General features: G+C 36.8%; 7 protein-coding genes. 6 read left to right on the forward strand and 1 reads right to left on the reverse strand.

Features of this window, described 5'->3' with window-relative positions; genetic code table 11:
- Nucleotides 1-114 precede the first annotated feature (114 nt).
- The gene (locus OZD61_RS02510; RefSeq protein ID WP_274979728.1) at nt 115-2,913 is read right to left on the reverse strand and encodes a WPE palindromic element domain-containing protein; all 2,799 of its coding nucleotides are present in this window, start codon (nt 2,911-2,913) and stop codon (nt 115-117) included.
- Nucleotides 2,914-3,013: 100 nt separating this feature from the next.
- Here OZD61_RS02510 and OZD61_RS02515 point away from each other — a divergent pair, with 100 nt between their 5' ends.
- From OZD61_RS02515 to OZD61_RS02540, 6 genes are all read left to right on the forward strand, one after another.
- Complete coding sequence (locus OZD61_RS02515; protein ID WP_274979729.1) at nt 3,014-6,292, forward strand: AIR synthase-related protein; 3,279 nt, start codon at nt 3,014-3,016, stop codon at nt 6,290-6,292.
- A gap of 95 nt (nt 6,293-6,387) precedes the next feature.
- On the forward strand, nt 6,388-6,900 hold the full coding sequence (locus OZD61_RS02520; protein ID WP_274979730.1) for a hypothetical protein: 513 nt from the start codon (nt 6,388-6,390) through the stop codon (nt 6,898-6,900).
- Nucleotides 6,901-7,516: 616 nt separating this feature from the next.
- Nucleotides 7,517-10,312, forward strand: a complete 2,796-nt coding sequence (gene uvrA / locus OZD61_RS02525) for an excinuclease ABC subunit UvrA (RefSeq protein ID WP_274979731.1) — start codon at nt 7,517-7,519, stop codon at nt 10,310-10,312.
- Nucleotides 10,313-10,366: 54 nt separating this feature from the next.
- Nucleotides 10,367-10,681, forward strand: coding sequence for a hypothetical protein (locus OZD61_RS02530; RefSeq protein WP_010082388.1), 315 nt, complete (start codon nt 10,367-10,369; stop codon nt 10,679-10,681).
- A 227-nt stretch (nt 10,682-10,908) separates the two neighbouring features.
- Complete coding sequence (locus tag OZD61_RS02535) at nt 10,909-11,634, forward strand: ComF family protein (protein ID WP_274979732.1); 726 nt, start codon at nt 10,909-10,911, stop codon at nt 11,632-11,634.
- 64 nt (nt 11,635-11,698) lie between these two features.
- Nucleotides 11,699-12,472, forward strand: a complete 774-nt coding sequence (locus OZD61_RS02540) for an ankyrin repeat domain-containing protein (RefSeq protein ID WP_274979733.1) — start codon at nt 11,699-11,701, stop codon at nt 12,470-12,472.
- Nucleotides 12,473-12,545 lie beyond the last annotated feature (73 nt).

Here is a 12,545-nt window from a genome sequence, read left to right on the forward strand (position 1 = left end):
CTCCCTTTGAGGTATTTTAGCTCTAATGCCTCACATCATAAAGATACAAGTGTCACGCACTGGCATGACACCCTTTTGGATAGAAACCAGTGTCAGGTACTCGGATGACACCATTTACAACCACTCTCCTACCCTTTCTAGCTGTTTATAGCTGTTAAATCTCAGGAATTTATCAAAATATGGAGAGGCAATAAAGGGTGTGGAATTACTTAAATAGTTAGATAAAAAACCAGGCAGATCATTTTTTAATTCTTGCATTTTGTATCTATAATTTTGTATAGAAATAACTTTTATTTTATCATAATCAAGTTTCCAATAAGCAAGTTCTGAGACTTCTCTTTTTGTTATATGTTCTACCGCTAAGGCTTGTAAAATTAATTGCGGAAAAAACCCCGACATCACTTCTTCATTGGAAGGTGGTGAACCAAGTTTATAGTCTATAATTGCTACTTGCCCACTTGATAGATACTCAACTCTATCACATCTTGCTGTCAGTGAAATTTCTTGTGGCTTATTTGTCATCCAAGCAGTTTCATACTGATCACAAGAACCAGTGTCACACGCTGGAATATGAAATATCGGACAGGAAAAGTTCTTTTCCAACTCAACATAATTGCTTCGAGTTTCATCAAATTCGACAAAAGATTGAATTATCTTTTGTAGTCTTACCCACCACATATTTGAAAAATTAAACTGACTAGTCGAGAATGCTTCTCGTGCAATGCTCATTGGAGATTTTTTGTTGCGCAAATATCTTGCAAGAATGTTGTGTACCATAGTGCCAAATTCCAATATCGATGGCTTAAAATTCAAGTCCCTTAATTGTTTAAGGCCCAGTATATACTCAACGTAAAATGAATAAGGATTACGAATTAGCTTTTCTATTGCACTGCAAGACATCACCTGCATTTTTTCTTTTCTAACTTCGGTTTGAGGTTTTGGCATAGGCTGAGTACATGGAACAGTACATTCAGGCGTATTTAATATCCTTAGCCAATCGCGATAAGGATATTTTGACCCCTGCAACAGAATTTCCAAACGCTGCAATAGCATTGGTTTTCTATGGCTTAGCGATCTTGTAATATAAACCTTACTTGCACAAAACAAATCGTGTAAAGTATAAAAAAAATACCCCTGCTCTTCTTGCGCAGAAGGAAGATTAAATTTTTCTCTCGTAAGTGCATTCAAAAGCGGACTTTGAAAGCTTGGCGCTTCATTAAATCCAGCAAGTATCACAACTTTGTTGTGATATAAGCTGAATTTATTCAAGTCACTTGCTACAGAGAAAAACTCTTTCTCTAAAAATAAGGTCAGAATTTGGCTATATAACTCTAAGGAGCATTTAATTTCTACACCCTCACATGCATTTGAAAAATTACAGGTAAAATTACCTATTTCACTATTTAGCTCTGAAAAATTTATACCAGATAATATATTAATACACTGCAAATGAGTTGCTACCACATCGAAAATAGAGCAATTTATAGAGCGAAGTAAAGGATTAAATATAACCTCTAACTTACTGATAATAAGTAATATATCTTCTTTGTATTTTAGCTTTTTATGGGCATTGATAGCATTTATAATATCGCTCAGGCCATTTGTACTAAAGTTGCGTAATACCTCTATTTCAAATTCAGATAAAATCCGAGTGTACTCTTCTTGAGTGTAACCAAAAGTCACTAGCCTATGTTTAAGGAGCGAAAGTAATGACACACTGCTCCAATTTGAGGTCAAAACTTCGATACTATAAAGCAGAAGCGTTATATAAGGGTAATTTTCCGGTATGGCACTGTGTTGCCTTGATAAACATGCTATACGAGCTGCAAGTAATTTATCAAAGACGACCAAAGAAATGTTTTCATAACCTTCATTTTCTATAATTAATGATGTCACTTGTGCTTCTTCCTCTCTGGAATCACAAGTGATGACTTCAATATTGCCAACATGTCCACTACTAACTTTGCTTAGATCGGCAGTTGTATCAAAGACGTAATCTAGATATTCCTCAGGACTTCCTGTTATTCCAGCCCTTTCTTCTGTCATCCAAGTAGCTGACACTGGGATCCAGTTTTCATTATACAGCCACCTGGTGCGTTCATTTAAAGTTAAGTTTTCTGGATCCCAGTGTCTGGGCACTGGGATGACACCAGAACACGCTTCTGGCAGAAAACTAACATCCCTTCTATCCACTTTTAAATAATCGAGTAGATCTTTCAGGTAATATTGATAGTGTTTTTTATCAAGCAATTTCCAGTCTTTCTCTTTAATTTTCAAATTCAGGTTAGGCAAAATTATTTTTCCAAATGGCAGATCATATATAGCCTTAATTAACGACTTATCCTTTCCAATTCCAACAAAGATTATATATTGGTCTTTTTGTAAAGAGGTTATCATACTGTTTATGTAATCACTCTTATGTTCTAATATATCTACTACTCCTAAATCTTTTAAAATTTTATTCCATGTTTCAATAAGTAAATTTATGAAACTTTCTATTTTTTTTGAATGTTCATCGAACTCTGCCATTTGGGTATACTGAATTTTATCAAGCAATGATGGCAGGCTATAAGCTAAATCAATTGGAAAATTATCATTATTTTTTCTATTCCACTCCAATATGAATTGAATGAGTAGCAGCGTCCTTTTTGTTGGCTTGATAACTTTGACTCTATCAAGATTTAATATTAAATCTTCCTCATCGATGTTCTCTAGCGAAACTATCTCTGGCAAAATTATGCATTTTTTAGCGTTATAATTCTTGAATGCACTCAGCAGCGCTATCACATCCCTCTTGCAAGGAAGTATGATCTTTACTTCAGGGATTTTTTCTCTTTCATATTCAGAAAATATATGCTGAACCAGCACATCGAAAAGGGATTCATCCACATTAACGGTAAAAACTCTTCCCACTAACAGTAACAATTAATACAATACTTTTATTGTATAGAAATTATTCAAAATATAAACGTGCTTGTATGCTATTATATATTAAAATCTTTTATAACATTACATGACAAACATCAGAATAGAAGTTTTAAATAAATGTGAGCAAGTTGGCTGCAGATGGTTAGTCAACGTTTACTTGATTTATATACACAAAGAATTACCAGCAAAATTATATGAAGAAATTTGTGGGCTATTTTATAATAAAGTCATACAAGACTGCCGTTATTATTCCTACAACGAAAACCTTGAAGAAGTTCAATATGACTTCATAGAACCACAAGCTGAGTGGGGCTTGGAGATAAGCTTTTTACCTGGCATGACCGACAATGTAGGCAACACAGCGAAACAAATTGTTAGAGAATATTTAATAAACAAGGACTACATTGATGAAAATGTTTATATCAAAACAAGAAGTTCAAAATTGATTCTAAGTCAAGGGAATTTGCCAACTGAAGATGATATAAAACAAGAATTCAATCCTATCACTGAGTATTGCACGCTTATCTGTAAAAACTATAGCTGGAAATATTATGGTAAATCGAATACCCCACCTGGTGTCATCCCAGTGCCCAGACACTGGGATCCAGAAAATTTCAAGCAATTGTATAATGAAAACTGGATTCCAGTGTCAAGCACTGGAATGACAGGGGGGGAAACAGGAATGACAGAAGGGAGAGCTGGAGATACCCACCCCTGTGTCATTCCAGCGCGTGACCAGGAAAAAGAAAATGGATCCCAGTGTCGGAGCACTGGGATGACAAGAGAGGGCACTGGGATGACAGAAAAAAAAGCTGGAATGACAGGAGAAAGCACTGGAGTGATATCAAGTAGTAATGGAGCTAAATCTGTTGATTTAAATGTAAGTGACCAAGAACTTGAGAAAATCAGCAGAGATGGAATCGATGGTAACGGCACTTTAGGGCTCTCGCTGGCAGCAATGAGAGCTATAAAGGATTACTTTAAAAAACTTAATAGAAATCCATATGATATTGAACTTGAGTCCCTAGCACAAACTTGGTCTGAACATTGTAAGCACAACATTTTCTGCTCTCCTATTGATGAAATAAAAGATGGCTTATATGCACATTACATTAAGCGTGCAACGCGTGAGATAAATTCTGACATATGCGTGTCAGTTTTCTCCGACAATGCCGGAGGAATAATTTTTGATGACGATTACTTAATCGTAGATAAAGTTGAAACTCACAATAGCCCTTCAGCTCTTGATCCATTTGGTGGAGCAATGACTGGAGTGCTTGGAGTAAATCGTGATATAGTTGGTTTCGGTAAAGGCGCAGAGCCTATAATGAATACCTATTACTTTTGCTTTGCCAAAGGAGCAAAAGGCAAGTTTTATAGGGATAAAGAGCGCACTGATGAGATCTTACCGCCAAAATATATAATGAAAGAAGTGATTCACGGTGTTAATGTTGCTGGTAATTGCTCTGGTATTCCAACACAACTTGGATCGGTATATTTTGACGATAGATTTTGTGGAAAGCCGTTAGTCTTTGTTGGCAGTGTCGGAATTATTCCACGCAACATAAATAACGCACCTTCACACATCAAAGGGCCTAAAAACGGCGATAAAATCGTAATTATTGGCGGAAGAGTTGGAAGGGACGGAATTCACGGTGCAACGTTTTCCTCAGAGGCTTTGTCGGGAAACAGCCCTTCAACAATTGTGCAAATTGGTGACCCTATAACACAAAAAAAATTATCCAACGCCGCCTTGGAAGCAAGAGATCTTGATCTTTATAATGCAATAACGGATAATGGAGCAGGCGGTCTATCATCATCTATTGGTGAAATGGGAAAAGACGGATTTGAAGTTGATTTGAGCAAGGTTCTCCTTAAAAACGATGGTATGGCTCCGTGGGAAATATGGATATCAGAATCACAAGAGAGAATGACCTTAGCAGTGCCAGAAGAAAATCTCCCTATGTTTAAGCAAATCATGAAAAAACATGATGTGGAGGTTTGTGTGATTGGAGAGTTCAATGGGAGTGGTAAAGCTGTTGTTAAATGTCCTAAAGGGAAAGTAATAATGGATATCGGAACTGAATTTCTGCATGATGGTAATCCTAAAGTGCATTTACAGACAAAGCCGTGGTCTAAGGAGTCTGCTGTATCCTTTCCTGTCATCCCAGTGCTTGACACTGGGATCCAGCAGGTAAAGCCTGCAAACATTTTACGCCAAAACTCATCTAATGGTGGAATTGAATGTGAAATGGATTCCAGTGTCAGCTACTTGCATGACACCCTTTGCGTGTCAGCTACTTGCATGACATCAAGCCAAGAAACTGAACTAAAAGAAATGCTGAGCAGACCAAACATTTGCAGCAAAGAGTTCATAGTGGTGCAATATGATCATGAGGTTCAAGGATCGTCAGTGTTAAAACCACTGCAAGGCAAGGGAAGAATGTGCAGCGAAGCTATTGTCTCAAGGCCTGTTCTTTCTTCAAATAAAGGTGTTGTAAAATCGCAAGGATTTGGCTCAAGTTATGGAGAAATTGACACCTACCACATGGCAGCATGTGCAATTGACACCGCGATACGCAACTATGTAGCCGCAGGAGGAAATATAAATCATCTAGCGTTGCTCGACAATTTTTGCTGGTGTGATGCTTATAATCCAGAAAGGCTATGGCAGCTAAAGAGAGCTGCAGAGGCTTGTTACGACTTTGCAACTGCATTTAAAACACCATTCATATCCGGAAAAGACAGTATGTTCAATGACTTCAAGGGATATGATGAAAATGGCGAGAAAGTGATAATCTCTGCACCACCTTCATTACTCATCTCAGCAATTGGAATTATAGAAAATATTGAAAATGCGGTATCGCTTGATGTAAAAATGCCAGGGGACTTGATATATGTGCTTGGAGAAACACTTGATGAACTTGGTAGATCTGAATATCAGTTATATGGTGGAATAGGTAATAACAACGTACCAAAAGTTGATGCAAAGAGCGCTAGGAAGTTGTATGAGCGTTACAACCAGGCAATAAAAGATGGCATAATTGCCTCTGCAATTGCACCAAACTTAGGCGGATTAGTTATTGCTCTGGCAAAATCGCTAATTGCAGGAGACCTTGGTGCTGAAATCGATCTTTCACTAGTGCCAATAGGAAAAATACAAAATACAGACATAATAAACAAGATAATAATGTTTTCTGAATCGCAAAGTAGAATTTTGGTTACTATTGCACCACACAATCAGAAGAGGTTTGAAGAATTATTTGAAGGTGCAGTTTATTCATGTATTGGCAAAGTAACAGAGAAAAAGGTGCTAAACATAAAGGATGTTTTAAAAGTAGATCTGAAAGATGTGGCATGCTAATATAAAATATTTTTCTTATTATGCTAAATAACTCTTTTACTATATGTAATGTTTATTTAGAATGAATGTATGTTATTAATTTTGGGTAGGTAATTATGTCTATTTTATCGATACTCCTGTTTATCAGTCTTTCTTTACTCAACACTTCAAATAAATTGATGATATGTGCTGCCTTATTTGTGGGAGCTGCTTTAGTTGTAAATTCAATAGTTGAATTTTATGGCAAAAGTAAAGCTACGTACAGTTTAATAGTGTGTACAGTGCTATGTTGTGTTTTTAAATGGCAAAGTTTTAGTTTGATGATATTGATTTCATATACTGCAATTTTAGTCTCTCTTCTCTCAAGCATAATTATTTTTGAAAAATTGAAGTCCAAGTTGAATTTTCATATGGCAAATTTCATTACTTTAATTATAGCATCAGTGGTTGATAGTGCCGTTGTATGTGTTGGATTACTATACAAATTTTCTGCAGGTAAATGCCTACCAGTATATACTAGAGACTTAATTTTTAAGTTTTCTTATGCGTCAGTATTGAGCATCTGTTTGTTTGTAGGAATGTATTTATTTTGCTTGGCAAACAAGAAGTATTTTAAGATTTCCACGTAACCTGTTTTCTGATATAGCTAAACTGACTTTGGGTCCTAGGGGTGTATTTGGTGCGTAGCAACAGTTTAGAATTTATAGGTGGCCTAAACCCACAACTGTACAAACATTATGATTTGAGCCTATCAGGGGGGTGTCATTCCAGTCTGGAATCCAGAAAAAAGAATGGTGTCATCCCAGTGCTTGACACATAGCTGTACGAACATTCATTTTTGAAGGTAAATTGCACAGCAAATGGTGTCATTCCAGTCTAGAATCCAGAAATTTTGCTTATAACTGGGCTGATGAGCTAAAGGTAGTTGTCTTACGCTAAAACAAACGTTTTTAATTAAGTTGCATAGAACCAGTGTCTGGGCACTGGCCCACTGGTGGGAATTGCTCCTAAACTACAACGTTCGTACAGCTATGTGCTTGACACTGGGATGACATCATAGGGGCACTGGCCTACTTAACCGTCATACCGTCGCGGTATCTCAGCCGCTAACAAGTAGCGGAATGACGATTTATCAAACGCTGCTTAATTTTCCGTAACAGTTGAAAAAATCAATAGAAAATCAATATATCACTATAAATTCACGTATTTTGAGGCTATAATGGTTAATACGCTATATGGTATAATATGGACGATTTTATCAGAGTTAAGGGCGCAAGGGAACATAATCTGCAAGGTGTAGACGTCAATATACCGAAAAATAAGCTAGTTGTCATAACTGGGCTAAGTGGTTCTGGCAAGTCTAGCCTTGCATTTGATACGATTTATGCAGAAGGCCAACGCCGGTACGTTGAAAGCCTGTCAGCTTACGCGCGTCAATTTCTCAACATTCAGGATAAACCAGATGTTGAGTCGATTACAGGTCTCTCTCCTGCAATATCTATCAACCAGAAATCGATCTCAAAAAATCCAAGGTCAACAGTTGGAACTGTTACCGAAATTTACGATTACTTGCGCTTAGTATATGCACGAATAGGAGTTCCTTATTCACCTGCAACTGGATTACCAATAACAAAACAAACGGTGTCTCAAATTGTAGATACTATAATTGCGTTACCTTTGGAAACTAAGATATATATACTTGCCCCTGTTGTGCGTGGTAGAAAGGGAGAACATCTTAAAGAGATATTGGAAATTAAGAGACAAGGTTACGTAAGGTTCAAAATAGATGGTGAAGTGTACAATGTAGATGACTTGCCTAAACTCGATAAGAACAAGAAACACGACGTTTTTGTGGTTGCAGATAGAATATCAATATTGGGCGATATAGGAAATCGACTGCCAAGTAGTATAGAATCCGCACTAAAACTTGGTAATGGTCTAATGTATGTAGAAATAGTAAACCTACCTGACAACCATAATTCCGAGTATAAAAATGGTCAAATTCTGACTTTTTCAGAGAATTTTGCATGCCCCGAGTCTGGTTTCACTCTTGAGGAAATAGAACCAAGATTATTTTCTTTTAACAGCCCTTACGGTGCATGTGGTTCGTGTAACGGGCTTGGTAAAAAGCTGGCTATTGGTGTGAAGCTGATAGTGCCAGATGAAACTCTTTCAATATCTGAAGGCGCTTTAAAGCCAGTGGGATCAATGTTCCGTCAAGTGCACACAGGTTATAGATTTTTAAAAAGTGCAATTCTATCACTGGCTGAAAATTGTAAATTTAGCCTTGATGTTCCGTGGAAGAACATAGATCAAGAAGTAAAAGATATGATACTCTTTGGCTTCGGTAAATTTCAAGGTTTGGTCAGTATCTTAGAAAACCAGATGGATTATGATGAAACGCTTGTTGAGCGATATTGCTCTGTTACTCACTGCAGAGAATGCACTGGCTATAGATTGAGAAAAGAAGCGCTTACAGTAAAAATTGATAGCAAACATATAGGTGAAATATCAGGGCTTAGTATCGATGAATCCCTTAAGTGGTTTGAAAATTTGCCAGACAAGCTCACAGAACAACAGAAGCAAATCTCAAATAAAATACTAAGTGAAATAATCAAGAGGCTAACATTTTTAAAGAATGTAGGGTTGAATTACCTAACGCTTGATCGAGAATCTAGCACTCTCTCTGGCGGCGAGAGTCAGAGGATCAGACTTGCTTCACAAATTGGCTCTGGTTTAACAGGAGTGCTGTACGTGCTTGATGAACCCTCGATAGGCCTTCATCAATGCGATAATGATCGGTTAATTGCTACACTGAAAAACTTGAGAGACACGGGTAACACTGTAATCGTTGTTGAGCATGATGAAGATACAATAATGGCTGCTGATTATGCGATTGATATTGGTCCTGGAGCTGGCGTAAATGGTGGAAAAGTTGTTGCAGAAGGAACACCAGACCAGGTGCAAAGAAATTCGGGGAGCATAACAGGGCAATATTTGAGTGGAGAGAAAAAAATTTTAATTCCAAGGAGAAGAAAGCAAGCAACTCAGTTCATAAAAGTAATAAATGCATGTGAAAATAACTTAAAAAATGTGAACGTTAAATTTCCTATAGGGAATCTTATTTGTGTTACTGGAATATCAGGAGGGGGAAAATCAAGTTTAGTCATAGAAACGTTATATAAATATTCAGCACATAAGATACATCATTCGTCTGCAAGGTATGGTCAGTGTGATAGAATAGAAGGCCTTGAATATATAGATAAAGTTATAGAAGTTGATCAGTCGCCAATTGGTAGAACTCCTGCGTCAAATCCAGCAACATATGTTGGTATGTTCACTCATATAAGAAATTGGTTTGCAGGTCTTTCGGAGTCAAAAGCAAGGGGATATAATATAGGCCGGTTTTCATTTAATACCAGAGGGGGAAGGTGTGAGGCTTGTAAAGGTGATGGGCACTTAAAGATAGAGATGCATTTTCTACCGGACGTTTATGTGAAGTGTGAGCAGTGTAAAGGGCGAAGGTATAATCGGGAAACATTGGAAGTTACTTATAAAGAAAAATCAATCTCTGATGTCCTTGATATGACGATAGATCAAGCTTGTGATTTTTTTGAAAACCTTCCAATGGTAAAAGAAAAGTTGATTTCTTTGCAGGAAGTGGGGCTTGGCTATATAAAACTCGGACAGTCGTCAACAACGCTGTCTGGGGGTGAAGCACAACGAATAAAGCTGTCCAAGGAGCTATCAAAACGATTTACCGGAAGAACATTGTATATTCTTGATGAGCCAACAACTGGATTACACTTTGAAGATATAAATAACTTACTAAAAATACTCCATAGATTAGTCGATCTGGGAAACACTGTTATAGTTATCGAGCACAATTTGCACGTTATAAAAACTGCAGATTATATAATAGACATCGGACCAGAGGGCGGAATAAAAGGCGGAGAAGTGATTGCTACTGGAACTCCAGGAGAAGTGGCAAAAATTCCAGAAAGTGTTACAGGCAGGTATCTTAAAACGTATTTATTATAAACTATTTCTTAATTATATTAGGCTAGGTTGCATATTTATGATTTGGAGATAAGAATGTCAGTATATCGATACTTTAGAAGGTACGTTGAATATGGAGTTGTACCTGCTAAGAAAGCAGAAGATAACACACTAGTTCCAGAAAATAGTTTCTATAAATCTGTACGTTACGTTGATAATGTGCTAGGACCTGTGAAAGATGTAATTTGTGGAGTTGAGAGTAAAGACAATTATAACAAGTATTATCAAGATAATGATAAACGTGGGTCACAGGGCAGAGAAAGTGTATTCATTGTGTGCACTTGGTGCTATTTTAGCAGCCAACATAATATTGCAACCTTTATGTTTGATACTATAACTAAAGTGACTTAGGTTTACCGACGATTTGATAAACGACAAATTCGTCATCCCGCTGCTTGTTAGCGGGATCTAGAGATACCGCGGCGGTATGACGTAGGAAAACCTGACTTGCACTAGCTACAGCACTCAGCAGTGGCTCAGTTTGAACTATATTGAAATGAAATAAAAAGTGAAAGAGTGTAAGCTTAAGTTACTTTAGCTATACTATATAAATTATTTTATAATATATTTAATGAGTTGTGAACCTTCTCTTGCTAAAAAAAGCTACAAATCTCATATTTCCAAGCGTATGCGTAAGTTGCGAATGTATCATTGATGAAAATCTTAATCTGTGTAGTGAATGCAACAAAAAAATCAATTTTCTAACTAAGCATTACTGCAATGTTTGTGGCGTAGTAATCTCAGACAATACTTATACGTGTGGTAAGTGCATCATCAATCCTCCACCGTTTAAAGTATTAAGATCAGTTTTTGCTTATGATCAACATAGTAGAAACATGATTATAAATTTCAAATTTTTTGATAATTTGAATTACGTAAAAATCTATGCAAAGTGGATACACCAAGCTAATCAGGATACATTTCAGAACGCAGAGGTCATAATTCCTATACCGTTACATAAAATGCGCTTGTTTAAACGTAAATATAATCAAGCAGCGTTGCTTGCAAAAGAGTTGAGTAAGTTGTCCAATTTATCCTATACGCCATTTGCAATAAAACGCCTTCGCCATACTGTGCCTCAAGCTGGTCTTTCACTTAAACAGCGTGAAAAAAACTTAAAGAAGGCTTTTAAAATAAGCAACAAGAAAATTATCAAAAATAAAATCGTGATATTAGTTGATGATGTGGTAACAACCGGAGCAACTGTAAGATCTTGCTCTCAGGAAATTTTAAACTCCGGTGCAAAAGAAGTGAGAGTGCTATCACTTGCAAGAACGGTAAATGATTGTGAAACTATTACGTAAAAATCTTGACTTGTTTTTGTTTTATCTATAAAATAACTTATAGCAAATAGTTGTTGGAGAGCTTATGAGTATAAAAGAGCAAGAAATTGATGCCATATTCCAAGAAATAGAGCAAGAATCAAAAGAAAGTGACATAATTGAAGAAATTAAGCAAAAGCTGCTCGTATGTAACCAAGATACATACAATCAGTGGAAAAGACTTAATTTTCACATAGATCATTTATTTGAAATACGGCAAGAGATTACCCATGCTTCTAGGTATTATACTACTGCGTTAAATATTGCTGCTCATAAAGGCTTAGTAAAAACAGTAAGACGTCTACTGGAGAAAGGTGCAGAGGTTAGTACACGCGATGGTGGTAGACACACTGCTCTGCATTGTGCCGCTAACAGCGGTAATACGGAAATAATAGAATTACTACTGGAGCAAGGAGCATATATTCACTCATGTTCTAAACTTGGCTCAACACCGCTGCATTTTGCTGCTACTAATAATCATATAAATGCAGTGAGGTGCCTGTTAAATAAAGGAGCTAGTCCTTTAGCACTAGATAATAATAATTCCATTCCCAGTATGTTTGCTACAGACAAAGAGGTGATTGCTGTCTTGGAGAAAGCAGAAGAAGAGAAGCCTAAGGAAAATGCTGCAAAGGAGGCAGAGGAAAAAAAACATCAGGAAGAGGCTGCTGCTTTAAAGAAAGCAGAAGAAGAAAAACATAAGAGAGAAATGGAATGTAAGAAAAAAAGGCAAGCAAAAATGATTGCTGTAGGTGGTATTGCAACTGCATTGATAGTGGCGGGTATTGGATACATTGTTGAATTACCTATACTAGTATAGCCTTTCTTATAATAGTCCGAATGCGATAAGATATGTGTTTATGGCTATAGCAGGCCAGTAGCATATTACGGTC

It is taken from the genome of Wolbachia endosymbiont of Drosophila bocki (assembly GCF_028982005.1).
In the GTDB taxonomy this organism is placed as follows: Bacteria; Pseudomonadota; Alphaproteobacteria; order Rickettsiales; family Anaplasmataceae; genus Wolbachia; species Wolbachia pipientis.